The following is a 24,619-nucleotide window of genomic DNA, read 5'->3' on the forward strand; positions in this document are numbered from 1 at the left end:
GTGACAGACGAATTTTCTGCTCAGCTTGATGGCTTGCATCATAGCACTTTTGATTATTTCTGGTCCGGCAGCCATCGCGAAAGCGGACTTCCGAGGGATCGAATGAGTTCGGACGGAGAGCCGATTCATGAGGTTACCTCCATATCCGGTGTCGGCTTCGGATTTCTGGCGCTGATCGTCGGTGTACACCGTTCGTGGATCACGCGGCAGGAGGGGATTGACCGGGCAAATCGAATGCTTCGCTCTCTTCTTGCGATGAAACGATTTCACGGCGCCTTTCCGCATTTTGTGCAGACATCAGGAGGCAAGACCATTCCGTTTGCAAAGTTCGACGATGGCGGAGACCTCGTTGAAACAGCGCTTCTGGTCCAGGCGCTGATCTGCACACGCGAATTCTTCGGCGAGCCGACGCCAAGCGCAATCGGTCTGCGCCAGTCCGTAGCCGCCATCGTTGACACGGTGGAATGGCACTGGTTCACACAGGGCAAGCCCGGCCCGCTCTTCTGGCATTGGAGCCCCCGGTTCGGCTGGGCGAAGAACCTGCCGATCGTGGGGTGGAACGAGGCTCTGGTCTGTTATGTTCTTGCCGCGGGATCGGCGAAACATTCGATCGATCCCGCATCTTACCATATCGGCTGGGCGCGCAACGGCGACATCAAGAATGGTGCATCCTATCTGGGTGTCCGGCTGCCGCTCGGGCAGCCATTCGGAGGTCCGCTTTTCCTGTCGCATTACTCCTTCTGCACGATCGATCCGCGCGGATTGCGGGATGCCTATTGCCAGGATTATGTCGAGCAGGCGCATGCTCATAGTGTCATCAACTATCGCTATTGCAGCAATCGCTATGCGCCTGCTGACGGATGGGGGCTTTCCGCTTGCGATGGTCCCAAAGGATATATCGTCAATTCGCCGACGGAAGATCACGGCATCATTGCAACGACGGCTGCTCTCTCAAGCATGCCGTTTCTCCCGGCACGATCAAAACAGGCAGCGATGTCCTTTCTGCAATGGCGGGAAGGCAGGCTAATGGGTCGCTTCGGCCTGATGGATTCCTTTGAGCCATCGACTGGATGGGTTTCCAAAACCCATCTCGCGATCAATCAGGGCCCGGTCGTGGCGATGATGGAAAACTATCGCAGCGGCCTGATATGGGATTTGTTCATGAACGCGGCTGAGGTGAGGAGCGGCCTGACAAGGCTCAGTTTCCAGACGGAGAGGTATTTAAACGGAGCCGACATGCAGGAAACGCAGCAATCACCATAAGTCACCTCGCCTCACCTGACCCTATCAGCTGCTGACCGTGCCGGCTCGCTTGAGCTCGGCGCAACGCCGCGCATATCTCCTAATCGGAAGTAAGAAGCCAGCCCGCCGGCGCTCGAACCGCGCGCCCTGTTATAATTTCGTTGACGGGCGTCGAGGGTTGCCTCAGGCGAGGCGTGGATCCTTATCCCGGCGCGAACCAGTCGAGGCGATAAAGTTCGTCTCCGGCGCCAATAAATCATGTTTTTGCGCGAAGGCGGCAAACAGCCCTCTGGCAGTTTCCGCTTCGATCTCGCCGCGCAGTGCTGCTCCGCACGCCTTGAGCGCGACCGAATGTGCGCTGTCTCTAAGCGCTGTCGGCCATTCTACGAGGTGTCGGTAAGCATCGATGACGCTGCGCACCTGGGCGGGATAGCCGAGACCAACAAGAATTGAAACAGGTTCTCTGAACATATCGGGTTTCATTGCTTCCTCCTTCCAAACCCGTGATGTCGAAGGCGCCGCGGCCACGGCGCCCTCATTGAAAGCTATAAAGCTCACGCGGCTTTTTTTGCTTCGATCTGCGCAGGAGACGATGTCGAGCCAAGCGCGGGCGCGGTCTCGATGGTTATCCTCCGCGGCTTCATTTCCTCGGGAACCTCACGGACGAGATTGACGGACAAAAGACCGTTTTTCAAATCTGCTCCGCTGACCCTGACATGATCGGCAAGCTCGAAACGATGCTCGAATGACCGGCCGGCAATGCCGCGATGCAGATAGGCCTCTGCGGCCGTCTCCTGCTTTTTGCCGGTGACTGTCAGCAGATTGGATTGAAAGGTAATGTCGAGATCGTCCTGCGCAAAGCCGGCAACCGCGATTGCAATCCGGTAGCTGTCATCGCCCGTCTTGACGATGTCGTAGGGCGGCCAGTCGCTGACCGAGCGAGCGCGCTGCGCGTTTTCGAGAAGATTGAACACCCGGTCGAAACCGACGCTGGACCGGAAAAGGGGGGAATAGTCAAAAGATGTTGCCATAGCCATATCCTCCTTGAAGCAACATGGGTACGGAGCGCCGAAAGATGGCGCTTCCAGCAGTGCCAGCCCTGTCGTGAGCGGCCGGCGCGTATCGATTTGGTTTTGGACGCCGCGAATTCAAGAGCCGCCTTTAAAAAATTTCGAGGGCGGCGGTCGATTAGAGCGTGAAGGTTCAGCAGGTGGCGTTTCTCATCCCAGAACACGCCCAAATGCGTCGTGCAGCGGAAGCCCCCCCTGGCGTTTTCCACGTCTCATACAACGGGACATCTCTCGGAACCGGCAATCACGAAGATCGTTCAGCATCTTATTCAAGGGAGTGCGCATGTTCGAAGATTTCAAGCTTGAAATGATCAGGTTGCCGGAGACAATGCTTCGTGTGCGACATGGCGGAAGTGGCCCACCTATTCTTCTGCTGCACGGACATCCCAGGACTCACACCACCTGGCACAAGGTCGCTCCTATTCTTGCGAAGAATTACACGGTAATTTGCCCAGATCTGAGGGGGTTTGGAAAGTCCGGCAAGCCGGCTGACCCCTATGATTATGAAGCGTCGTCCAAACGGGCCAAGGCCCGTGACTGTGTCGCACTCATGGAGCACCTGGGCTTCGACCGATTCTTCCTGGCAGGTCATGACAGAGGCAGCTACACCGCGTTCCGCACGGCCATGGATCACCAGGAAAGGGTGAAAAAGCTTGCCATCCTGGATGGAATTCCGATCCTGGAAGCATTGGAACGATGTGACTTTCGTTTTGCCTCACGATGGTGGCACTGGTTCTTTTTCGCGCAACATGGCAAACCCGAGCAGGCCATCCTCGCTGATCCCCTGACATGGTACGGTGGCAACGAAGCGTCCATGGGGCGCGAGAACTTTGCGGATTTCTTTTCGGCGATCCGTGATCCGTTGACGGTTCAGGGTATGCTTGGCGACTATCGGGCCGGTGTCCGGGTCGACCACCTCCACGACCGCGATGATCGGAACACCGGAAAAAAGCTGACTTGCCCGCTCCACGTGTTGTGGTCGATGCAGGACGACCTCGAAGAACTATATGGAGATATTCGGGCAATATGGCAGCCTTGGTCAACACATCCGGTCTCAGGGCAAGGAATAGACAGCGGCCACCACATGGCGGAGGAGGCACCTTCGGAACTGGCGCAGGCCCTCACTTCATTCTTCGAGGCATGAAGCTAGGGTCAAATGCTGCTAATACTGTCAACGGAGGGCCTTACCTCCCTCGCCATAGGAGAAAGAGGTCGACGTTGACACCGACTGTCCGTCGAACGGCTTTCTATCTCGGTCACCTCAAGTCATTTTGACTGGGCGCTCTTCACGAGATTTCTACCGCCATGTTTAGCCTGGTACAGCGCGGCATCCGCCCTCAGAAGGAGTTCCTGGAGCCTCTCGTTCTGTCGAGCTTCAGCGACACCGAAACTGCAGGTGATGCGCCCTTTTGCCAGCGGCTCGACAACACATTCGGCGACGGCGTTACGGAGCCGTTCAGCCACGATCAGTGCCGACGCCATGTCAGCCCTGGGCAACACGATGCAAAATTCTTCGCCGCCGATCCTTGCCGCATAATCATAGGGGCGCAAGTGATCCTTGACGGCCTCGGCAACCGCCATCAGCGCCTTGTCACCGGTCTCGTGTCCATATTCATCATTGATCCGCTTGAAGTGGTCCAGGTCGAAGAGGATGATGGAAACCGCGTCATCCGATCGGCTGGCCTGGGCCTGAATAACCGGCATGCGTTCCATCAGCGCCCTGCGGTTTCCGAGGCCCGTGAGAAAGTCCGTGCTTGCTTGATGCTTGAGCTTCCTTGTCAAGTCCTCGACCTCCAGCAGCATGGACCGCGCAATATCGGTAACGGTGCCGATTTCATCAGAGGCGGACGCTGGCAAGGTCAGGATCGTTTTGTCGTCGGGATAGCGCTTCAAAGCCGATGCAAGCCGGTTAAGTGGACTGATAAGTCGCCAGATCGCGTAAAGACACAGAACCGTTCCGACCAATGTCGCGCTGAGGACAAGACCGAAAATCGACAGGGCGCTTGGTTGGAAGCCGAGCGACAAAAAGGTAACGAGCGCAATGAGCGGCACGTGGACGCTGACGAAGCAGACAAGAAAAATCTTCGCAACGATGGACGATTTGATTTTATTCAAGCGATCCCCGAACATCAATTTGGCTATCTATCAGTTGACTCTTATTTAGGTAAATTGCGCGCACCGGCCCATTCTGCTTTTGGATGGGCAATATTTTGGAGGTGGAGATGTCGGTATACGTCATCATGAAGCGGCTGCACCTCCTTTTGCGGCATCGCTGATCGCGTTCCGCGTGCCAGGCCGCTATCATGAAAGAAAAAACTCCCTGACTGGAACGTGGGACAAAGACCGCTGGCACGGCCTGAGCAAGTCTTGGGAACCAAATCAGTCAATAGATGCAGGGTGCTATGGACGGGGCGCCTCATAGGCCACGACCGTTAAGGACATGTATCCGGCAATCCACTCAGTCCCTGTGTCATATGCTTGAACTGCGGCTTTTCGCCGTTGCCTGGAAAGTCCAGGACATAAAGACTGTCGAAATCATCGCCTGACCATTTGGGGATATCATCAGGGTCTCCGCCTTCAGCCTCCATCAACGCCCTTGCGACTTTGACCAGTTTCTTGTGCTCCCATGCGACCAAGGTCACACGGTCTGGGTGTTCGGTAGGATCCAAAGCGGTCACCAATTCTTTGACGTCGTTGTAGCCTATCGACGTTTCCACTGGCAGGCCGTTTGCAATCGCTGTTGGCTCGATTGTCGCCAGCGGTCGGACATAGGCATAGCTCTTACCATCATCTTCTTTTTGCCGGGATGGATCGGGCGCAATGATGCGGTCAGGCTTGCCGAACAATCGGGTGAGAACTGCCGGCAGAGCCAAGGACCTGTTCAAGCCACGGCAACTCAGCTGGCCCAATCCATTTGACGGCTTTTCTCCGTGCCGAATAAAGACGATAACGTGATCGTTCTTGCGGACCTGTTCCGCCGCACCGATGGCACCAGCGCCAGAGATGAAGACGCTTGCCAAAAGCAGCATCAGTAGGTTTCGCGTAGTCATGGAGCCTTCAACGCCCGCATGTAGTTTTAGTATTTTTGAGTCGCGTGTCATGAGCCAGATACGAGTGCCAGGGCCGACTTAAGATAGCGCGCAGCAAGATCGTCACCGTTTCGGTTTGCAATCTCATAGGCTGCACGACAATGCGCTTCAAGCGCACTGGAGCCAAATGTAACGTCCGGCATGACGGCATCCATGACAGCCCCGGTGAACACCGACGGCTCGCCGTTGCTGTCCCTCAGACATCGCCCATAGGCGACAAGGCATTTTCGCCCGCCATTTTTGAGCTGCACGGCGTAAGATGATGCGGATGTATTACCGGAAATTATTGCTTCATGCGTATTACGGGCAATCATCGCCCTATCCTCCTCAACGATCCTTGAGAGGATGGTCTCGACTGGCATGCCCTTAACTAAATCCTCAAGTGGTATCTCGTAGAGCGACGCGAATACCGCATCGGCAAAAAGAAGATTGTCGGCAAGAACCCAGCTGAAGAACCCGATGGAATCGCTCAAACCGCCGACATATTTGATGTCATCGTTGAAGTCGCGCATCTCTTTTCCATTGCTGTCAGTTGAACCTATGACGACACTAAATGCATAACTTGCCCGCCTTAAGTTTGTTGCATAGTATGGGAAAGCTCAGAATTGAGGGCAAAGCGCAGCTTGGCATATCTGATTGCTACTTGTCCCAAGTTGATCAAATGAGGTCAGGACAGGGTTGAACAGTTCCGGATCGGTACCATGTACTCAAATTCTTCCAAGGCCAGATTGTTATCCAATCTCTCAAACGAGGTTCGGCTGGAGATTTTGTCGATCATCTGCGACAATGAGAGCTCAGTTGGCAGTCTGGCCGAGCGACTGAATATGAGCCAGTCGGCTATCTCACAGCACCTTGCCAAGCTTCGCCGCGACGGACTAGTCGCGACGCGCAAGGACGGCCAGACGGTTTATTACATCTGCCGAAATCCCGGCGTTCAACGCGTCCTTGATATGCTGAGCGAGATCTTCAGCCCCAGTTTTGAAAAAAAGAACGGCTATCCCCTGGCGCATCCTCGCAAGAGCCGCATCTAGGCACCGCAGGCACCGGTCATTTCAGGACTTGGCCCACTCGATAGAATGGACAGTTCTGATTGATTCAGCGAGGTGGTCCGCCAGGCGCATGGTGGTTGGTTGCGTTCACCACTCGACCGCCGTTATCGTGTTGTCCCGCCTCGACCAGAAGAACGCCGATACCCTGTTTCTCCAGGCGAAATGCAGTGGCTAGTCCCACCGGCCCAGCACCAACGATGCAAACCTGAAACGGTAATGATGTCACGTCCTGCGCACGCGTGATCATGGAGCCTGACTTCCCAGTATCATCCCTACACTAAAGGGACAGGGGGCACGAGTTGCAACGACCAGATTTTACCAGTCACTTCAGGCGAGCGGCCACAAGCCGTTCAACATCCGGGCAACATCGAGATCACATGTCACGCTTTGCGGACAGTCCTATCGTGGCATCCGGGCAAATCCCTTTGCAAGAATTGGCCCAGTGGGTTTGCCGGTTGGCGAGCCACCCGCCTGCTCGAGCGTGATTTCGTAAAGCTGGTCGGTTCGGGGGGCAGGAAGTGGAGGCCCTTCCAGCTGCGCGGAACGCACGCCCTCGAGCAAACCGAGCGAAACGGGACCAACCTCCTTCGAGGGCAACGTCCATAGCTGGATCGTCTTGTCCTGCGGCACCGCAAAATCGGCCAGCATCCGCACCGTTGCCCTCTCGTTTCCGAAATCCTCAACGACAGCCTGCACCTGACCTCTTTCGTCAAGGAGAACCGCGATCACGAGGGGATCGGAAGGCCGCGCTAGGCTGAAGGCAAGACCGATGGCGAGCAGCAGGCTTGCGGCGATAGCTGAAAGAGCGACGCTACGCCAGCTATTGTTATCATTTGCGGACCTGGGCGACGCGTCCTGTGCAGGAGCGCTTTGCTGAACCAGGCGGGCTTCGATTTTTTCCCATAAGCCTTCGGTATTTGCAGCAGGTTCAACCGCGGTATCAAGGGGAAGAAATCGCTCCCGGCTTCTGGACACCTCCGCGCGCAGGGCAGCATCATGCACCAGTTCAGCCTCGATTGCTCCGACGTCCTTTTCATCCAGCAGGCCAAGAACGTAATCATCGGCAAGATCGGCACTGTCTTTGCGGTCAATGGTCATGCCATACACTCCCGCAGGGCGATGAGGCCACGCCTTATCCAGGACTTTGTCGTTCCGAGCGGAATGGATAGCCTGCCGGCGATCTCACCGTGAGAGTATCCCCCGACATAGGCCATCAAGATTCCCTGACGCTTCGTCTCGTCGAGCTGACCGAGACATTCATAGAGCCGTGAGTTCCGATCCAGTTGCTGCCATGCGGCGATCACCTGTGTTGCGGCTTCACTATCCCGAAGCATGTCGACGTCCTCAACGGTCAGTTCGCGGCGCGTATCGCGGACAAGATTGAGGGCGCGGTTGCGGACGATCGCGTAAATCCATCCCCGCGCAGATCCCTGATCGGCGCGATATTGATGCGCATGGGTCCAAATTCGCACAAAGCTTTCCTGAACAACCTCTTCGGCCAGCTCGCGCCGCCTGACGATACGCTGGGCTACCGCGACGAGCCGCCCGGCCTCGCGATCGAATATCAACCGCAACGCATTTTTATCGCCTTTCGCGCAGGCAGCGAGCGCCCTGTCGAGATCGTTCGGCACGGAGCCCATCTGCATCCTATTCCTTTCCACGTGGTCGGGTGAACGGCGACCGCTGCATCATACCCATCAGACAAGTTAATGGATGCATCTTAAAATAATTTTTCCCGCCTGCATCCAACCGCGCGGGCTGCCGTGTCCTGAAACCGGAGGCGTTCGAACGACGCCTTCAGAATGGTTCAACAACGGGAGAAGCACATGCATACTATGCGCCTCGGTCTCATCGCATCCATGGCCCTCGCGGCATCGGCAGGTTTTGCCGTAGCGGCGCCGGTCCTTGGTCTCACAGGAGACAAGACCCTCGTCATGTTCGATACGCAAAAACCTTCGGTTACGAAGTCCATGGAGGTGACCGGCGTCGAAAAGCTCGTCGGCATCGACTTCCGCCCGGGCAACAAGTCCGTCGTTGGTGTGACATCGGATCATCGTATCGTCACCATCGACCTCGAGACCGGCGCTGCCACCGAGGTCGCGAAGATGGACAAGACGCTCACCCTTTCCGATGCACCTGTTGTCGTCGACTTCAATCCCGCTGCAGACCGTCTTCGTTTCATGACGGGCACCACGAACCAACGCGTTCACCCTGACACCGGGGCAGTCACGGTGGATGGTTCACTCGCTTATGAGGATGGCGACATGCATAAGGGTGAAACGCCGAATATCGTTGCTGCGGCTTACACGAACTCGATCGGCAAGCCCGAGAAAACCGCGATGTACAATATCGACGCCACAATCGGGGCGCTGATCCAGCAGACAAAGCCAAATGATGGAACGTTGAAGTCGATCGGCAAGCTCGGCCTGAAGGAAACACCCGCAAGCTATGCATTCGATATCCACGGAGAGGAAGGCGGCAAGAACACTGCCTTTCTGGCTGCGGGTAATACGCTTTACACCGTCAATCTGGACACGGGTGCTGCGACTGAAATTGGTGCGATTGCCGGTGCTGACGGCCGGATTCGCGACATCGCCATCCTGCCTGCAACCTGAGACACTGTTGCGGCAACAACGCGAGATGACAAAGGGCTGGCTCCGAAACCGGAGCCAGCCCTGTTTATCAAGGGTTTACCGTCACATCTTGGGAAGCAGGACCTTGTCGATAACGTGAATGACGCCGTTCGACTGTTTCACGTCGGCGATTGTGACATGCGCTACACCGCCAGTCTCGTCGGTGAGGGTGATCTTACCTTTGCTCTCCTTGGCTTTCAGAATACACCCGCCCACTGTCTTCACGTCGTGGGTGCCGTTGTCGTCCTTGATCATCTTTGCAATAGCCTTTGACATGGCGTCAGCCGCAACGACGTGACAGGTGAGAACCTTGGTCAGCTGTGCCTTGTTCTCAGGCTTCAAGAGATTGTCGACGGTGCCCTTGGGCAGGGCCGCAAAAGCTTCGTTGGTTGGTGCAAAAACCGTGAAGGGACCCTTGCCCTGCAACGTTTCCACCAGGCCGGCGGCCTTGACGGCTGCGACAAGCGTCGTGTGGTCTTTTGAATTCGCGGCGTTTTCAACGATGTTTTTGTTTTCATACATCGCGGCGCCACCGACTTTCGGATTAGCGGCAAAAGCGCCAGTCGAGATGGCAGAAACGATTGTGGCAAGCGCGAGCTTCTGTATTGCAGACCGGATCATCGTAACGTCCTCTTGTTCAATTGCCCCGACGCGGATTGCGCGCCTCCTCGGGCTAACACTCCTTCATTGGAGCGAGACAAAAGACGAAAGGACTGACAGAAAAGTTTCAGGACATGATAACTAGCCGTTAAAATCGTTTTGCGAGATCGAAAACTACCATTCGATTCTTGAGCCGTCATAGGCAAAGAACTGACCGGTCTGCTCTGGCGTGAGGGCGTCTATCGTCTGGAGGAGGCGCGCGGCAGACTCTTCCGGCTCGAACCGATCCTTTCCCTTTGAAAACGGCTGCGACAAATCAGTCGCGACCGTTCCGGGATGAAGCGCCACGACAATAGACCGTGGATTGGTGCGCCCGATCTCGATTGCTGCCGTTCTTATGATTTGGTTCTGGGCCGCCTTAGATGCCCTGTAAGAGATCCACCCGCCCAATCGGTTGTCTCCGATCGAGCCGACGCGTGCGGACAGCGAGGCAAAAACGCATTTTTCTTCGCGCTTCAAAAGCGGCGCGAAATGTTTCAACAGCAGGGCTGGTCCGATAGCATTCACGGCAAACTGTTTGGCCATCTGCAAAGGGTCGATTGCCTTGATCGACTTTTCAGGGCCAACGCCGTCAATCGTCAAGGCGCCGGTCGCGTTGAAAATCAGATCGAAGGACCCGCGCTGGTCGCCGAGACGGCTCGCGGCCGCGGCGACGCTCGTCTCATCGGTAATGTCCAGATCGTCCTTGCTGCGGGAGAGCGGCAGGGCAACCGCGCAGCAAGCATCGGCTTCAAGGAGGGACATCAAGGCCCCTCCGACGCCGCCGGATGCGCCTATCACGATCGCCCTGTAGCCGTCCGCTAGGGAATGCAGCATCGATATACCCCTTCAGCGTTGAGCGGGAAACTCAAGCTTGCTGACGTCATAGCCCAGCTCGCGCGTTTTCGCGATCATTCCCTGGAGTTTCGCTTTGGAGGGTATGCCACGCGCATAAATCCACACGTCGTCAGTGGAGGGGTTGGCGCTGATGAACCAGGATTTGTCCGGGGATTTGTACAGAACCCAATAGTTAAACGTGATGAGAAGCGGATAACGCACCCGCATCCTGGCATTTGCGGAGCCAAAGTCCTCGATCTTGCCGACACCCTTGATGGTTTTCAGCCGGCCCTGCGGAGTGCCTACCCGGCAGCCGTCCTCCACCATGACCTCGTTTGCAGCGCTACCCTGCCGGTAGGTCGAGTAGCCGGCGACGCAGCCGTCCGTCAGCAGCATGGGCATGCGGCCGATCTCAAGCCACGTACCGCGGTAGTGATCAATCCCCACCGGAACCGGCTTCGGGCTGGCGGCGACGGCGGATTGGGCCGATAGCGCAACAGCAAGCGTTAACGCTCCGGCCAGCTTTTTGATACCCGTCTGCATGAACTCCTCCTTTTGATGGCGTCCATAGGCCCAGGTATCCGCCCGCCGTCGCGGTATACCCCGACAGCGATCAAGGACGAACGCTGGCGCCATAGAACGCATCGGCGTCAAAAGCGTTGCACATGCGGACCCAATCAGGTCAGCGACAAACCCTATTTCGCTGACGGTCCCGCGATGACGGATTTCGCCCTGATGCGCGCCGCCTTTCTGTAAGCCCTGGGGGTAAGCCCCATCTCCAGTCGAAAGTAACGATTGAAGTTCGACAGGTTGTTGAAGCCCGCCTCGAAACAGATATCGGTAATGGATGTCTCCGTCTCGGCAAGCAGGGTTCGCGCCCGCCAGACGCGAACCGATCGGCTGTAGTCGGAGAAGTTCATGCCGGTCAGGCGTCGGAAGGCGCGGGAGAATGCCGAGGGCTCGAAGCCAACCAGCTCGGCCACTTCCTGCATCTGGGCGGCCGGGTTCGATTGGAGGATCTGGATCGCCTGATCGATCCTGCGATGCCTGCGGTCAGACACCTGGTTATAGACGGATATGAAATGTTCGCTTGCGAGCAAGCGTTTGTCGGCGGCTGCCTCGATATCTTCGAGGATTTCCAGAAAAAGCCCAAGCCCGCCGCGGTGTCCTACCGCGTGCAATTTTAGGATTTTGGCACCGATCGAGAGAGCGTCTTCGCCCAGAACCTCGATGCCACGCTGTGCCAGAGGTTTGAGCCGGTGAAGGACATCAAACTCCGGACAGACCGCGCGGATACCGATCAGCGCATCCGCATCAAACTGCAGAACCATGTCTCGACCGGGCAACGGGGGCGCGCCCGGCGTAATCCAGTTATGGGGAAGGTTCGTCCCCGTGAGCACCAGATGCCGCGGGCGGAACGGCCCGATGTAATCCCCTACATAGGCAAAGCCTGTAGCATCAGGAATGAAGTGGATTTCCCATTCTGGGTGGTAGTTCCAGATGCAGATCGGATTGGGGTAGTCGTCCCTGCGGATCAGATAGGACGCCCCTCCTGGCAGAACGATCTGTTCGCGTGTGGCGGAGAAGGTCTCGGAGACCGATTGCGGAAAGTCCGATGCAATACGCATTCATCTGCTCATGTTATGGCGCACAAATGTCAAGATAATACCAGTTCTGTGATTGACGCCAACTAGTTTACGCGTCTCGCTTGCGCAAATCTGGCCCGGTCGATGGCACGGGAGTTGCCACCAAGGGAGGACATCATGACACTGAACGCACTCCGCGCCGGCTGCGCGGTTATCGCCATCTTTGCCGCATCCAACGCGTTTGCCGCCGCACAATGCACCAGCGACGTGCGTGTGCTGGCGCAGCCACGCGACGGACTGACACTTCTCGAAAAATACGTCGATGAGTTTGAAGAACTCTCGGGCGCTGGTTTCGAGATCAGCTATCTCAACGAGAACGATCGCCGCGCAAAGTCACAGGCTGACGCCTCGACGGTCGGGAGCTTTAACGTCTATTACGTCGACGAGGCCAATCTTGCCCTTTTTGCGTCGTCGAAGTGGATCGTTCCGCTCGAAGGCTTTTACCCGGCAGAATACGATTACAAAGATTTCGACGCCGGCATGCGCGCTGCTGCGACCTATGATGGCAAGGAGTGGTTTGCACCGGTACAGGGCGGCGGCGACCTGATGGTCTATCGCACCGATCTGTTGGAGAAGGCAGGCATCAGCCCGCCGGAGACTTGGGACGACTATTTCGCCGCGGTGAAGAAGCTGCATGATCCGGCAAATGGTGTTTACGGCACCGCCCTGCGCGGACAGCGCGGTTCAGGCGCCAATGTCTGGCGCTGGATGCCCTTCTTCAAGGCAAATGGCGGCGAGTGGTTCAAGGATGGCAAACCGGCCTTCAATTCCGATGCAGCCGTAAAGGCGACCGAAACCTACCTCGAACTGTTCAAATACTCCGCACCGGGCACCCAAACGGGCTCCTGGGATGAGTCCACCGGCGCTTTCCGCTCCGGCAAGGTGGCGATCATCATCGAATCTGCGCCACTCGGTGGCATGTCGGTCGATAAGGCGCAGAGCCAGGTTGCAGACAAGGTCGCCTTCTCGGTTCCACCGTCGCCGCTGCCGGGCGCTGGTTACGCCCATGGTTTTGCAATCGCTTCCAAGGCCAACAAGACGGATGAGGATAAGGCCTGCGCCGGCCTCTTCGTTGCCTGGGCGACATCCAAGGAACAGGAGGCACGCCGCCTCGCCGCCGGTCAGCCGGGGGAGTTGACGCGTACAAGCACCTATCAGAGCCCGGAATACGCCAAGACCTTCGGCCAGAATCTTGCCGATGCGATGGCGGCGACCGGCGAAAAGACCACCGTTACCTTCTGGCAGGATGCACGCTGGCAGGAACTGGGCAACCAGTGGGGTATCATGCTGGAAGAGCTGATCACCGGCAGCCGTACCGATATCAAGGCGACGCTCAACGAACTTGAAGCTTTCGCCGCCAAACTCTGACGCCTCCCAAGCCGTCTGAGGGGCGCGTCTGGTGACGCGCCCCCTTTTTCCCACCCGAGGATCTGCCATGCGCCGCGGCCGCTCGCTGCCTTACGTCTTTCTTGGACCCACTCTGGGTATCCTGATCGTTCTGGCGCTCGTGCCGACGGTCTACGCCATCAATATCTCCCTGCAAAACCGCACGCTGTCTGCGCCCGACGCGGACTATGTCTGGTTTGCCAATTATCTGGCGCTGTTTTCAGATTCCCGTTTCCTGAATGCGCTATGGGTGTCCTTCAAGTGGGAGATCATCAGCGTTTCATTGACCATGGTTACCGGGCTTGCACTCGGGATTGCGATGTTCGAGGCCGCAAGCCCGCGCATGCGCAACGTGCTCTGCGTGCTCTTCATCATCCCGGTTCTTTTGCCACGCGTCTGCGCCGCTTTCGTCTGGAAGTTCGCCTTCCATCCGCTCTACGGCGCCTTGACATGGCCGGTCAGGGAACTCACCGGCATCACGCCCGATATCCTGTCGACGCCGCTTGGCGCACTCCTTGCCGTTGCCTTCGTAGACGTCTGGCAGTGGGGCCTTTTCTTCGCCGTGATCATCCTGAAGCTTCTGGAATCCCTGCCGCCACAGCCGCTGGAAGCCGCACGCATCGATAAGGCGACCCGCTTCGAAATTCACCGCTTTGTCACGCTGCCGATGCTAAAGGCACCCTTGATCAGCCTGCTGCTTGTCAAGGCGATCGAAAGCCTGCGCTCTTTCGACCTCGTCTATGTCATGACCCGCGGTGGTCCCGGCATCTCGACCGAGACGCTGGACATGTACGCCTATTCCCAGGGATTTATCGAAGCCGGCAAGATTTCGTACGCCTCCTCCATGGCCGTCATCATGATGGTCCTGACCATCGTCACCTTTACCTTCACCTGGAAGAGGCTGAATCGATGAAGATTTCCACCTTCCTGCTCAGGCTCTTGCTTGTCCTTGCCGCCGCGCTCGTCGTGCTGCCGCTGCTATGGACGCTGCTTAACGCTTTCAAGACCAATGCCGACCTGCTGGTATCGACTCCGAAGCTCGTCTTCCAGCCTGTTCTCGAGAATATGAGTTACGTGGTGAACCGCCGATCGGTCGCACGCGCGCTCACAAATTCCTTGATCATCTGCTCGAGCGCGGTCGTCCTGGGGGCTGTCCTCGGTGTGCCCGCCGCCTATGTGATCGCCCGGTTCAAGAACAGGATCACGGCGGAAGCGCAGTTCTTCGTGCTGTCGCTCCGCTTCCTGCCGCCCGTTGCCATCGCCATTCCCATGCTGGTCATCTGGCTCGGCCTCGATCTCTACGACACGCGACTGTCCCTGATCGTGACCTATCTCATCGTGACGGCGTCGATCACCATCTGGCTTTCCGTCCCGGCTTTCGAGCGCGTCAGCCACCACGTCGAAGAAGCTGCCAGGGTGGACGGACTTGGCCCTTATGCGACCTTCTTCCGCATCGCCCTGCCAATTGCCCGTTTCCAGGTCTTTGGTGCCATCGCCTTCTCCTTTGTCCTCGTCTGGAACGAGTTCCTTCTCGCCATGATGTTGACGACCTCGAAGGCAAAGACCCTGCCGATCATCGCGTCCGAAATGTCGCAGCTTGGCATGAACGTTCCCTGGGGCATTCTCAACGCCGCCGTGGTGCTTCTATCGCTGCCGCCGCTGATCCTGCTCGGCGTGCTTGCCGGTGGCCTCAATGCTGCATTCTCCAAAAAAACTGATCAAGGTTGACTGACCCATGAAAGCACTTGTCCTCGAACGTGTCGGCGAACTTTCCCTGCGCGACATCGAAATTTCCCATGAAATGGGGCCGGATGACGTTCGCATTCGTCTCCATACTGTCGGCGTCTGCGGCAGCGACGTGCATTATTACACTCATGGACGCATCGGTGACTTCGTCGTCAACGAGCCCATGGTTCTCGGTCACGAGGCGGCCGGCACCGTCATCGAGACCGGTGCCAGTGTCACCCATCTGAAGCCGGGCGACCGGGTTTGCATGGAGCCGGGTATCCCCGATCCGAAATCGCGCGCCTCCCGCCTCGGCCTCTACAACGTCGATCCTGCCGTCACTTTCTGGGCGACGCCTCCCGTCCACGGCGTTCTGTGCCCCGAGACAGTTCATCCCGCAAGCTTCACCTATAAACTGCCGGATAATGTCTCCTTTGCCGAAGGCGCTATGGTCGAACCATTCGCGGTTGGGATGCAGGCGGCCGCCCGGGCGAAGATAACGCCCGGCGATACGGCAGTTGTGACCGGCTGCGGCACGATCGGCATCATGGTGGCCCTGGCCGCTCTCGCCGGCGGCTGCTCGCGGGTCCTGATTTCGGATATTTCCGCCACGAAGCTGAAGCTTGCCGAAAGCTATGGCGGCATCACGGGGGTCAATCTGAAAGAGGTCGATCTCGTTCAGACCGTCAAGGAAGCAACCGAAGGTTGGGGAGCGGACATCGTTTTCGAATGCTCGGGCGCGCCGGCTGCGGTCCGCGATCTCTTCAAGGTCGTGCGTCCGGGCGGAACGGTGGTCATCGTCGGCCTGCCGCCGGAACCGGTCGCCGTTGACCTTGCAGCGGCCTGCTTCCGTGAATGCCGTATCGAGACCGTTTTCCGCTATGCGAATGTGTTTGATCGTGCGCTGGCGCTGATTGCCGCGGGCAAGGTTGATCTGAAGCCGCTGGTTTCCGGCACCTACGCTTTCGATCAGTCGATCGCAGCTTTCGAGCGGGCGGCCGAAGGCAGGCCTGAAGACGTGAAGTTGCAGATCATCCTGGATGGGGAGACGCATTGATGGCCACCGTCGAGTGCCGGGGAATCCGGAAAGTCTATGGCTCGCTTGAGGTGATGCGCGATTTCGACCTGAAGATCGACGATCACGAATTCGTCGTCTTTCTCGGTCCGTCCGGCTGCGGGAAATCCACGATGCTGCGGATGATCGCCGGGCTTGAGGAAATTTCCGGCGGTGATCTTCTCATTGGCGGCGCGCGGATGAACGACCGCGACCCGGGCGACCGGGGCATCGCCATGGTGTTTCAGAACTATGCGCTCTACCCTCACATGAGTGTGCGGGACAATATTACCTTTGGTCTTGAGAGGGCCGGCATCGCCAAGGCCGCAATCGATCAGCGTCTGACGCCTGTGGTTGATGCGCTTGGCCTTGGCGTCTATCTCTCGCGTAAGCCCACCGAACTATCTGGCGGCCAGCAGCAGCGTGTGGCGATTGCCCGCGCCATGATCAAGACGCCAGAGGTCTTCCTGTTCGATGAACCGCTTTCGAACCTCGACGCCAAGCTGCGCGGTAGTCTGCGTGTTGAGATCGCACGGCTCCACAAGGACCTGAGAACGACGAGCATCTACGTCACTCATGATCAGCTCGAAGCCATGACGCTTGCCGACCGTATCGTGCTCATGAAAGATGGTCGGATCGAGCAGATGGGCACGCCCGAAGAGATTTACCAGACACCCCGAACCATATTTGCCGCAGGCTTCATCGGCACGCCGAACATGAATTTCCTGCAATTGCAGATGACGGCTGAGGGCGTCGGCGACGATCTCGTCACGTTTGCAGCCCCGGCGGGTCTGCGCTCTGGTGAGGTCACCGTCGGGATCAGGCCGGGATCATTCCGCCTGAACCACGATGCCAAGGCGTTTCGCGGAACCGTTGAGCGCAATGAGTTCCACGGTGAGACACGTTTGATCTGCCTCAAAAACGACCGGCACGAGATCAACATTTCCGTTCCGGCGGAGGTCAGACCAGCCGTAGGCGAGGTGCTCGGGGTCGACGTGGCCGCGTCGGATATTCACGTCTTTGATCCCGCCACAGGTTTACGGTTGAACTGACGACTGTTAGGCCAGTTTTGCAGCCTCTCGGCCCCCGTGACAAACCCCGAGAACGCTTTCACGCGGCGTCTGCTCTGCAGTGCTTTAAGCCCGAGGGTACCGGAACCGGGAGGTCATTTGATGGTTCGTCCTTCAAAAGGAGACCATGATGCGTGACCTGAACAAGAACACGGTGGGCAAGCCTGACGACCCGAAAGCCACACGCGGATCGACGTGGCGGCCGAGAGCCCGGGATGAGGACATCATCACGAACGGGGACGAGGGTGCCCCGCCGGTCCCTATCGGCCAACCCGGCGACAGGGAGAAAGAAGCCGGTAACGCGGCGCCGGGGTCTGACGAAAAAATTTAGGATGTCAGAGCCGCGACGGAAGAGTTCGCACTCCCCACATATTGGGGTGGACTCTGCGCCGATCAATGTTATCCTTTAGATATTGCCACCAACCGAATTCGTAGGCGGTGGCAACTGAGGGTTACTATGTGCTCCCGCCTGCTGATCGGGAGAGCCATTGTGTCCTCTTACAATAATCTCGACAATTGTCTTTTACGGCGCACATTGATGCGCTGGGCCGTACGTTTTACCTCGCACGAAGGGCTGCGGGTGAAACTGGTAGAAGATACCATCAATCACACATTGCGACGCTTCCCGGTGCAAGATGACGAGCTTGCCATCGATGTTGAGTTGTTCGCTACGATGCGGCGGGTTTTCCTGCGCGAATTCAGTATCCCTTCCACCCGCACCGACAATCTTCCCGCTCGGCCTGAAGCAGGCGTGATGAAAAACGGTCAGTGAAGCGTTGACGACGTTCCCGGGGGGCCGAACAGCGCGTCGGCAATTTTTCGAAGCTGTTTTCTGTCATCGCTGAGGACGTAACCTGCGCGGTTTGCGGACATGGGAGAAGAAAAGACGAAAGGTAGCCCCATCGCCTCGAAAAGCGTCGTTAGTTGCAGCATCGTTTCAACGTCGACGTTGATATCGATGATGACGGCGTCGGCGTCTCCCGCTTCCAGTGTCCGCAGTACCGCCCGCAACGAGGGGACGGGACCGAGGACAGTCGCTCCGGCGGCCGCAATCTGCTCACGGCACGCCGCCGTCAGCACCTTACGCTGCTCAACCACCATCAGCCTCTTGCCTCTGAAGACACGTAGCACGGTAATGTCCTTTTTATGCCGGCAGCCGCTCCATGGCGGCAAGCAGGAGACAATCACTTCCTTTGTCCCATGCGTTTATGTCCTGCATCGTTACGCCAGCTAAACCGGCTATCCTTGCACCGCAACACAACCGAGCAGCAACAGACAGGTTCCAGTCTGATTTATCGGCGAAGCTTTTTTTGGGCTCCGGCAATGGAACCAAGACCGCGAGAGCAGGTTGAATGAAAATCCATGAAAACGGGATAGTTTGCAATGCCGCGGTATTATTTCCACATCAGAGATGCTGAAGGTCTCTCTGTGGATACAGAAGGTGCAATGCTTTCGAACGACGAAAGGGCCTGCATCGAGGCATTGCAGGCCGCCAGGGAAATGCTTGCCGAGAAAATTCTGAAAAACGAAATTGTCGATGGCGCTGAGTTCGAGGTCGTGAGGGGCGATGGCGTTCTGGTCGCGAAAATCCCGCTAAAATCTGTTGTCCGGTTCGAGTAAGGAGATTTCTGATGGAACGTCGGCGTTCATTGCCGACCATGACATCCTGCCTTCTCCCGACGCCCCTTGAATGGAAAGGCTCCGCTGCGCGCAGTCGTCCGCTGGGTCACGGATAGAAAATAAGGGCCTTCAAAAACTCCCCCGGACGATCCCTTGTGTCATTGAGTGCCTTATCGAGATCTCGTAGCGGGTAGCTGTGGGTGTATAACCTCGATGGGTCGAGTGCGCCGGAAACCACGGCTGCCGCCGCCTTTTTCATGCCACTGATATAGATTTGTGGATCCCGTTCATGGGCATTGATGACGTCCAATCCCCGCCAGTTCCACGATTGCATGTTGACCTGCCTTGGGCCGTCCTGATGATAGCCTGCAATGATCAGGCGGCCGCGCTCGGCAGCGAGTTCTCCTGCGAGATCAAGCGGCCATTGTTGGCCGACGGCTTCAATGACCCGGTCGCAGAACCTGCCGCCGGTCAATTCCTTGACGCGTTCGATGATTCTCCAGTGGTCGTCCATCTCGATGAGATCCGCTGCACCCATCGTGCGTGCCAGGGCCAGCGAAAAAGAACGTCGTGATATGGCGATGACCCGCGCACCTTCTCGGGCAGCAAGTTGGGTCAGCAGTGCTCCAAGGAACCCGACGCCCACCACTGCAACGGTCTGGCCGGCCTCGATCTGACACCGTTCGAAGATATTCATGGCGCAGCCCAGCGGCTCACCCGGAAAGGGCTGGCCATCAAGTTCCGACGGCAGGCGAACCACCATATCGGCCTCGGCAATATCATGCGTGGCATAGGCGTGATAGCTTAAGGCCGCGACCCTCTCGCCGACTTTTAAATGGGAAACGTCAGTGCCGATCCTGTCGATAACGCCCCACCCTTCATGCCCCAGACCGCCCGGCTCGGTCGGAAACTGCATCCACTCAGGGCCAGCCCAAGGCGTCAGATTGGAAGCGCAGACGCCGCACCCTTCCAGCCTGATCCGGACCTGACCCGGGCCCGGCTCACGAAGCGGATATCGTCCAACCTGCAAGATGCCGGGGCCGCTGACGACCGCGGCTTCCATGGTGCCGCTGCGGTTTTCCATAAGGTTCATCGAAGCGCTCCTCGTTCAGATGATGCTGGTCCCGCCACCCTTAATGCTGCAACGGATCTCGGGGCGCCGAACAACCAGGGGCACCATCGGTTCCGGAAGAAGTCATTGATCAAGATGACAACATTGAAGTCATTCAAGAAGGAACTTTTGCAAAGGTGTGCGGTTGGGGAGCCCAATTCGCACCCCTCTCACCGAGCAAAGGACATTCCCCATGGCGACAATCCTGGTAACAGGTGGCGGTGGTTTTATTGGCCGCCACGTTGCGGCAGAACTTGCAGAGCACGGTTATGGCGTCCGCGTCCTCGATGCCTTCATCGATCAGGTCCATGGCGATGGCGGACCTGCTCTTGCCAACCTGACCGATATCATCAAAGCCGACATACGCGACAAGGAGGCGGTGCTGTCAGCGCTCGAGGATGTTGATGGGGTCATCCATCTGGCAGCGGAGGTTGGGGTCGGCCAATCCATGTATGAGATCGCCCGCTACGTCGGCAGCAACGATCTGGGGACGGCGGTTCTACTCGAAGCGCTAATTGAGCGTCCGGTCCGAAGAATCGTCGTTGCCTCCTCCATGAGCGTTTATGGCGAGGGGCTCTATCGGGATCGCAAGAATACCATCCTCGGACGTGTTCGCCGAAACACCCATCAGGTCAAACAACGGCACTGGAATCCAACGGACGCCGATGGCGCCGACCTGATGCCTGTTGCAACCGATGAGGAAAAACCCGTCGACCTTGCGTCGATCTACGCCTTGACCAAATACGCACAGGAACAACAGGTCCTGATATTTGGCCGCGCCTACGGGGTCGAAGCGGTCGCGCTGCGACTATTCAACGTGTTTGGGGCGGGCCAAGCGCTTTCCAATCCCTATACCGGCGTCCTTGCGAACTTTGCTGCCAGGCTCTCAAATGGTCAACGCCCGATCATCTTCGAAGACGGCGAGCAACGGCGAGATTTCGTCCACGTAGAGGACGTGGCCCGCGCTTTTCGTCTCGCTCTCGAAAAGCCTGCCGCGCCCGGTCACGTTTTCAATATCGGCAGCGGCCAAGCATACACAATCGCGCAGGTCGCCGCCCTTCTTGCGCAGGCCATGGATTGCCCGGATCTGGAGCCGGAAATCACCTCGCAAGCCCGCGCCGGCGATATCCGCAACTGCTTCGCCGACATCTTCAAGGCACAGGAGCTTCTAGGTTTCACGCCCCGCCACCGGCTGGAAAACTCACTCGGCCCCTTCGCCGCCTGGGTGCGGAATACCGGAGGATTGGACCGGGGAGCCCAGATGCAGCAGGAACTCATGGCAAGGGGCCTGGTGTTATGACGGAACCCTTGAGCATCCTGCCGGCGCAGCAACGCAAGTTCGGATTTGTGGAGTGGTTTCGCCCGGGCGAATATGACAGGGCGAAGGCAGCTCTTCCAGACATCTGCGCAAGTGGCGCAAGCTATCTACGGACGCATCTGTCCTGGGCGGAATATCTGGCGCCCGGTGGCGAAGAATGGTTCGACTGGCTCATTCCCCACCTCGCCAGCCAGATCGAAATCCTGCCCTGCATTCATTATACCCCGCCATCCATGTCGCGCACGGGCCGCTCTTCCGGCGCACCGCACGACCTGAAGTCCTATGCGGATTTCGTCGACCACATCCTGACCCGCTACGGCAAGCACTTCAGCCACATTGAATTGTGGAACGAACCGAACAACCTGCTCGACTGGGACTGGCGCGAAGACAGCGATTTCATGCTGTTCTGCGAGATGGTTGGGGGCGCCGCCTATTGGGCCCGTCAACGTGGCTTCAAGCCGGTTCTTGGCGGCCCCTGCCCCTTCGATCCGCTCTGGCTAAACCTGATGGGAGAGCGTGGCGTCCTCGCAGTCGTAGACGCCGTCGGCTTCCACGGGTTTCCCGGCACCTGGGACAGCGAACAAGGTGCCTGGGGCGGCTGGGACATGCATCTTGGGGAAATGCGCAAGGTTCTTGATCGCTTCAACCCGCAGGCTGAAATCTGGATCACTGAAACCGGCTATTCGACGTGGCGAAAGGATGAGATCGAACAGGCAAGGCGGTTCATGGTCGCGCTTAATGTCGATGCGGACCGAATGTACTGGTACGCCTGGCAGGACGTGCCTCCTGACGTCGCGGTGCAGGAAGGCCTCTGGTTCGATCCACGACACTATCATCTCGGTGCAGTCACCCATGACAATCAACCGAAGCTTCTCGCGCGCCTGCTGACGGAGGGCGGCGTAAACAGACTTCAAGAGGTGACGCGGCTTGCGACCCCGCGCGTGGCAACCCACGCCGCCCCGATCGTCATCACCGGCGGCAGTGGCTTCATCGGGTCCAATCTCGCCGACAGTTTTCTCAGGGATGGCGAGGATGTTGTTATCGTCGATAATCTGCAGCGCCCTGGGGTGGATCAGAACCTCGAATGGCTGATGAGAAGGCACCGTGACAGGGTGCATCCAGTTCTCGCCGATGTCCGCGACTTCAACGGCATCGAAGCCGCATTCGCCGATGCGAAAGCGGTGTTTCATCTGGCAGCTCAGACAGCGGTCACCACCAGCCTCGTCCATCCTCAGGATGACTTCGAGACGAATGCCCGTGGCACACTCAACGTCCTTGAAGCGGTGCGGCGGGCGGGTCATCGGGCAGCTGTTGTCTTTGCCAGTACCAATAAGGTGTATGGCGCCCTCGACGATCTCGCTATGATCGAAGCCGGCGACCGCTATCTGCCAGCGGACGAAAACGTCCGTGCTTTCGGGATAGGTGAGGACAGACCGCTTTCGTTCTGCACTCCCTATGGCTGTTCGAAGGGCGTGGCCGATCAGTACGTCCTCGACTACGCCCACTCCTTCGACATTCCGACGAGTGTTCTGCGCATGAGCTGTATCTACGGCCCTCGCCAATTCGGAACCGAAGATCAGGGATGGGTAGCTCATTTCCTTCTTCAATTGCTGGCCGGCGAGCCCGTTTCCATCTACGGCGATGGCCGACAGGTGCGGGATGTCCTGCACGTCAATGATGCAGTTACCGCCTACCGCACTGCCTTCCAAAACATCGAAGCAATCAAGGGGCAGGCGTTCAACCTGGGCGGCGGACCCGGCAATACCGTGAGCGTGATCGAAGTCATTCGGGAGATCGAGACGGTCACCGGGCGCCGGGCCGAGATCAGCTTTGGTGAGTGGCGGGCAGGCGACCAGCTCTTTTTTGTCGCAGATACCCGCAAGCTTGAAACAGCGCTCGGATGGCAGGCGCGGACGCCGTGGCGGCAAGGGCTGCGTGATCTCGCGGCATGGCTTATCGAAAGCCGCCTTGACGCCGTGGACGCTTCTCCTGAACAGGGTAGGAGGCGCGCATGAGGCCGCCTCCGAAAACGCCTACCATCAAAACGATACTGATGACGGTCGATGCTGTCGGTGGTGTCTGGCGTTACGCGTTGGATCTTGCCACGGGACTGGAGGACGCCGATATCGAGGTGATCCTGACCGGGTTTGGACCACCGCCCACCTCTCGGCAGATTCTGGAGATCCCCCGCAATTGCAGGCTCGCCTGGCTTGATGCACCGCTCGACTGGATGGCGGACGACGTCGCGCAGCTTGTGCGTATACCGGCAATGATCGAAGAGCTGGCTCTCCGTCAGGAGGTTGACCTGTTGCACCTCAACCTGCCATCGCAAGCCGCAGGCCTTCGACTCGAAAAGCCGGTGATTGCTGTGTCCCACTCCTGCATTCCAAGCTGGTTCTCCGCTGTGAGGGGGACGCCACCCCCCTCCGGCTGGGAATGGCATGAGGAGCTCGGAAAACGCGGCTTTGAACGTGCCGATCTTGTTCTAGCCCCGAGCCGGAGCCACGCCGATCAGCTGGAAGCCATCTACGGGGCATTGCCCAACCTGCAGGTCGTATACAATTCCTGTGGCGACGTCCCCGATGTCGCGGAAAAGCAGGACTTCATCGTTGCAGCCGGGCGCTGGTGGGATGAGGGAAAAGGTGGCGATGTCCTTGATCGCGCCGCGCGCGACGCGGTTTGGCCCGTGATCATGGCAGGGTCGACAAGAGGGCCGAACGGTCAGGGCATCGAAATCGCAAATGTTCATGTCGCTGGCGAATGTGCTCATCGGGATGTGCTTGAGCTGATGCACACAGCTTCAATTTTTGTGTCGCCTTCTCTTTACGAACCATTCGGTCTTGCAGCGCTGGAGGCGGCCAAGAGCGGCTGCGCCCTAGTGCTGGCTGATATCCCGACCTACCGCGAATTATGGGACGGAGCCGCCGTGTTCGCTTGCCCCCGTGACCCCTCGTCTTTTTCGGCGGCGTTCAACAGGCTCGCTGCGGAAGCCAGCCTTCGCAACCACCTGGCACAAGAAGCGCGAACACGCTCACAACGCTTCAGCCGTGAGGCGCAGGTTAACGCCATGCTGGCGCAGTATCGCGCCATGGCAAAGCGGCCGTCCTCTCTCACCGCTGCGGAGTGAAAC

At 58.0% G+C, this 24,619-nt stretch carries 29 protein-coding genes; 15 read left to right on the forward strand and 14 right to left on the reverse strand.

Annotated elements, in window-relative coordinates; all coding sequences use genetic code 11:
* The first annotated feature begins 102 nt into the window (after window positions 1-102).
* Window positions 103-1,263 (forward strand): glucoamylase family protein, encoded by a 1,161-nt coding sequence (locus tag ACUTJJ_RS07320; RefSeq protein WP_445541775.1) that lies wholly within the window; start codon window positions 103-105, stop codon window positions 1,261-1,263.
* 162 nt (window positions 1,264-1,425) lie between these two features.
* On the opposite strand, the gene ACUTJJ_RS07325 is transcribed toward ACUTJJ_RS07320, so the two are convergent.
* Window positions 1,426-1,725 carry a DUF982 domain-containing protein gene (locus ACUTJJ_RS07325; protein ID WP_144576840.1) on the reverse strand — a complete coding sequence of 100 codons (300 nt, stop codon included), beginning with the start codon at window positions 1,723-1,725 and terminating at the stop codon, window positions 1,426-1,428.
* 71 nt (window positions 1,726-1,796) lie between these two features.
* Window positions 1,797-2,273 carry an Hsp20 family protein gene (locus ACUTJJ_RS07330; protein ID WP_144576843.1) on the reverse strand — a complete coding sequence of 159 codons (477 nt, stop codon included), beginning with the start codon at window positions 2,271-2,273 and terminating at the stop codon, window positions 1,797-1,799.
* Between the two features lie 322 nt (window positions 2,274-2,595).
* Here ACUTJJ_RS07330 and ACUTJJ_RS07335 point away from each other — a divergent pair, with 322 nt between their 5' ends.
* Entirely contained in the window at window positions 2,596-3,456 is an 861-nt protein-coding gene (locus ACUTJJ_RS07335) for an alpha/beta fold hydrolase (protein WP_209090888.1), read from the forward strand.
* 122 nt (window positions 3,457-3,578) lie between these two features.
* On the opposite strand, the gene ACUTJJ_RS07340 is transcribed toward ACUTJJ_RS07335, so the two are convergent.
* The 3 genes from ACUTJJ_RS07340 to ACUTJJ_RS07350 form a co-directional block, all read right to left on the reverse strand.
* Window positions 3,579-4,427 (reverse strand): GGDEF domain-containing protein, encoded by an 849-nt coding sequence (locus ACUTJJ_RS07340; RefSeq protein WP_209090887.1) that lies wholly within the window; start codon window positions 4,425-4,427, stop codon window positions 3,579-3,581.
* A gap of 317 nt (window positions 4,428-4,744) precedes the next feature.
* Complete coding sequence (locus ACUTJJ_RS07345; protein ID WP_445541776.1) at window positions 4,745-5,341, reverse strand: hypothetical protein; 597 nt, start codon at window positions 5,339-5,341, stop codon at window positions 4,745-4,747.
* Window positions 5,342-5,409: 68 nt separating this feature from the next.
* Window positions 5,410-5,913 (reverse strand): PAS domain-containing protein, encoded by a 504-nt coding sequence (locus tag ACUTJJ_RS07350; RefSeq protein WP_144576849.1) that lies wholly within the window; start codon window positions 5,911-5,913, stop codon window positions 5,410-5,412.
* Between the two features lie 189 nt (window positions 5,914-6,102).
* Here ACUTJJ_RS07350 and ACUTJJ_RS07355 point away from each other — a divergent pair, with 189 nt between their 5' ends.
* Complete coding sequence (locus tag ACUTJJ_RS07355) at window positions 6,103-6,432, forward strand: ArsR/SmtB family transcription factor (protein ID WP_209090886.1); 330 nt, start codon at window positions 6,103-6,105, stop codon at window positions 6,430-6,432.
* 64 nt (window positions 6,433-6,496) lie between these two features.
* Here the strand turns inward: ACUTJJ_RS07355 and ACUTJJ_RS07360 are convergent, their stop codons facing one another.
* The 3 genes from ACUTJJ_RS07360 to ACUTJJ_RS07370 form a co-directional block, all read right to left on the reverse strand.
* On the reverse strand, window positions 6,497-6,697 hold the full coding sequence (locus ACUTJJ_RS07360; protein WP_209090885.1) for an FAD-dependent oxidoreductase: 201 nt from the start codon (window positions 6,695-6,697) through the stop codon (window positions 6,497-6,499).
* 152 nt (window positions 6,698-6,849) lie between these two features.
* Window positions 6,850-7,548, reverse strand: coding sequence for an anti-sigma factor (locus tag ACUTJJ_RS07365; RefSeq protein ID WP_209090883.1), 699 nt, complete (start codon window positions 7,546-7,548; stop codon window positions 6,850-6,852).
* The gene (locus ACUTJJ_RS07370; protein WP_209091924.1) at window positions 7,545-8,090 is read right to left on the reverse strand and encodes a sigma-70 family RNA polymerase sigma factor; all 546 of its coding nucleotides are present in this window, start codon (window positions 8,088-8,090) and stop codon (window positions 7,545-7,547) included. Before ACUTJJ_RS07370 ends, ACUTJJ_RS07365 begins: the two co-directional genes overlap by 4 nt.
* A gap of 186 nt (window positions 8,091-8,276) precedes the next feature.
* On the opposite strand from ACUTJJ_RS07370, the gene ACUTJJ_RS07375 reads away from it, so the two are divergent.
* Window positions 8,277-9,065 carry a DUF4394 domain-containing protein gene (locus tag ACUTJJ_RS07375; RefSeq protein WP_445541777.1) on the forward strand — a complete coding sequence of 263 codons (789 nt, stop codon included), beginning with the start codon at window positions 8,277-8,279 and terminating at the stop codon, window positions 9,063-9,065.
* Between the two features lie 81 nt (window positions 9,066-9,146).
* On the opposite strand, the gene ACUTJJ_RS07380 is transcribed toward ACUTJJ_RS07375, so the two are convergent.
* The 4 genes from ACUTJJ_RS07380 to ACUTJJ_RS07395 form a co-directional block, all read right to left on the reverse strand.
* Window positions 9,147-9,704: a fasciclin domain-containing protein gene (locus ACUTJJ_RS07380; protein WP_209090881.1), complete on the reverse strand. Its 558-nt coding sequence runs from the start codon at window positions 9,702-9,704 to the stop codon at window positions 9,147-9,149.
* A 153-nt stretch (window positions 9,705-9,857) separates the two neighbouring features.
* Entirely contained in the window at window positions 9,858-10,559 is a 702-nt protein-coding gene (locus ACUTJJ_RS07385; protein ID WP_209090879.1) for an SDR family oxidoreductase, read from the reverse strand.
* Window positions 10,560-10,571: 12 nt separating this feature from the next.
* Entirely contained in the window at window positions 10,572-11,102 is a 531-nt protein-coding gene (locus tag ACUTJJ_RS07390) for a lipocalin family protein (protein ID WP_209090878.1), read from the reverse strand.
* 152 nt (window positions 11,103-11,254) lie between these two features.
* The gene (locus ACUTJJ_RS07395) at window positions 11,255-12,187 is read right to left on the reverse strand and encodes an AraC family transcriptional regulator (protein WP_209090876.1); all 933 of its coding nucleotides are present in this window, start codon (window positions 12,185-12,187) and stop codon (window positions 11,255-11,257) included.
* 135 nt (window positions 12,188-12,322) lie between these two features.
* Here ACUTJJ_RS07395 and ACUTJJ_RS07400 point away from each other — a divergent pair, with 135 nt between their 5' ends.
* The 7 genes from ACUTJJ_RS07400 (at window position 12,323) to ACUTJJ_RS07430 (ending at window position 18,212) form a co-directional block, all read left to right on the forward strand.
* Window positions 12,323-13,573, forward strand: a complete 1,251-nt coding sequence (locus ACUTJJ_RS07400; protein WP_209090874.1) for an ABC transporter substrate-binding protein — start codon at window positions 12,323-12,325, stop codon at window positions 13,571-13,573.
* Between the two features lie 67 nt (window positions 13,574-13,640).
* Entirely contained in the window at window positions 13,641-14,504 is an 864-nt protein-coding gene (locus ACUTJJ_RS07405; protein WP_063950206.1) for a carbohydrate ABC transporter permease, read from the forward strand.
* Window positions 14,501-15,319, forward strand: a complete 819-nt coding sequence (locus tag ACUTJJ_RS07410) for a carbohydrate ABC transporter permease (protein WP_209090872.1) — start codon at window positions 14,501-14,503, stop codon at window positions 15,317-15,319. The genes ACUTJJ_RS07405 and ACUTJJ_RS07410 overlap by 4 nt, the downstream gene beginning before the upstream one ends.
* A gap of 7 nt (window positions 15,320-15,326) precedes the next feature.
* Window positions 15,327-16,373, forward strand: a complete 1,047-nt coding sequence (locus ACUTJJ_RS07415) for an NAD(P)-dependent alcohol dehydrogenase (protein WP_445541778.1) — start codon at window positions 15,327-15,329, stop codon at window positions 16,371-16,373.
* Entirely contained in the window at window positions 16,373-17,422 is a 1,050-nt protein-coding gene (locus tag ACUTJJ_RS07420; RefSeq protein WP_063950203.1) for an ABC transporter ATP-binding protein, read from the forward strand. The genes ACUTJJ_RS07415 and ACUTJJ_RS07420 overlap by 1 nt, the downstream gene beginning before the upstream one ends.
* A gap of 148 nt (window positions 17,423-17,570) precedes the next feature.
* Window positions 17,571-17,771, forward strand: coding sequence for a hypothetical protein (locus ACUTJJ_RS07425; protein ID WP_063950202.1), 201 nt, complete (start codon window positions 17,571-17,573; stop codon window positions 17,769-17,771).
* A 207-nt stretch (window positions 17,772-17,978) separates the two neighbouring features.
* On the forward strand, window positions 17,979-18,212 hold the full coding sequence (locus tag ACUTJJ_RS07430; RefSeq protein WP_209090866.1) for a hypothetical protein: 234 nt from the start codon (window positions 17,979-17,981) through the stop codon (window positions 18,210-18,212).
* On the opposite strand, the gene ACUTJJ_RS07435 is transcribed toward ACUTJJ_RS07430, so the two are convergent.
* The gene (locus ACUTJJ_RS07435) at window positions 18,206-18,571 is read right to left on the reverse strand and encodes a hypothetical protein (RefSeq protein WP_445541779.1); all 366 of its coding nucleotides are present in this window, start codon (window positions 18,569-18,571) and stop codon (window positions 18,206-18,208) included. The genes ACUTJJ_RS07430 and ACUTJJ_RS07435 overlap by 7 nt on opposite strands.
* Window positions 18,572-18,823: 252 nt before the next feature.
* Here ACUTJJ_RS07435 and ACUTJJ_RS07440 point away from each other — a divergent pair, with 252 nt between their 5' ends.
* Window positions 18,824-19,060 carry a DUF6894 family protein gene (locus ACUTJJ_RS07440; RefSeq protein WP_063950200.1) on the forward strand — a complete coding sequence of 79 codons (237 nt, stop codon included), beginning with the start codon at window positions 18,824-18,826 and terminating at the stop codon, window positions 19,058-19,060.
* A gap of 106 nt (window positions 19,061-19,166) precedes the next feature.
* Here ACUTJJ_RS07440 and ACUTJJ_RS07445 read toward each other — a convergent pair whose 3' ends face one another.
* Entirely contained in the window at window positions 19,167-20,153 is a 987-nt protein-coding gene (locus ACUTJJ_RS07445; RefSeq protein ID WP_209090861.1) for an MDR/zinc-dependent alcohol dehydrogenase-like family protein, read from the reverse strand.
* Between the two features lie 211 nt (window positions 20,154-20,364).
* On the opposite strand from ACUTJJ_RS07445, the gene ACUTJJ_RS07450 reads away from it, so the two are divergent.
* From ACUTJJ_RS07450 to ACUTJJ_RS07460, 3 genes are read left to right on the forward strand one after another with little or no spacing between them, the layout of a single operon-like run.
* Window positions 20,365-21,471 (forward strand): NAD-dependent epimerase/dehydratase family protein, encoded by a 1,107-nt coding sequence (locus tag ACUTJJ_RS07450; RefSeq protein WP_209090860.1) that lies wholly within the window; start codon window positions 20,365-20,367, stop codon window positions 21,469-21,471.
* Complete coding sequence (locus tag ACUTJJ_RS07455) at window positions 21,468-23,504, forward strand: NAD-dependent epimerase/dehydratase family protein (RefSeq protein ID WP_445541780.1); 2,037 nt, start codon at window positions 21,468-21,470, stop codon at window positions 23,502-23,504. Before ACUTJJ_RS07450 ends, ACUTJJ_RS07455 begins: the two co-directional genes overlap by 4 nt.
* Window positions 23,501-24,616, forward strand: coding sequence for a glycosyltransferase family 4 protein (locus ACUTJJ_RS07460; RefSeq protein ID WP_063950196.1), 1,116 nt, complete (start codon window positions 23,501-23,503; stop codon window positions 24,614-24,616). The genes ACUTJJ_RS07455 and ACUTJJ_RS07460 overlap by 4 nt, the downstream gene beginning before the upstream one ends.
* Window positions 24,617-24,619: the final 3 nt, after the last annotated feature.

The organism is Agrobacterium sp. DKPNP3 (assembly GCF_052686535.1).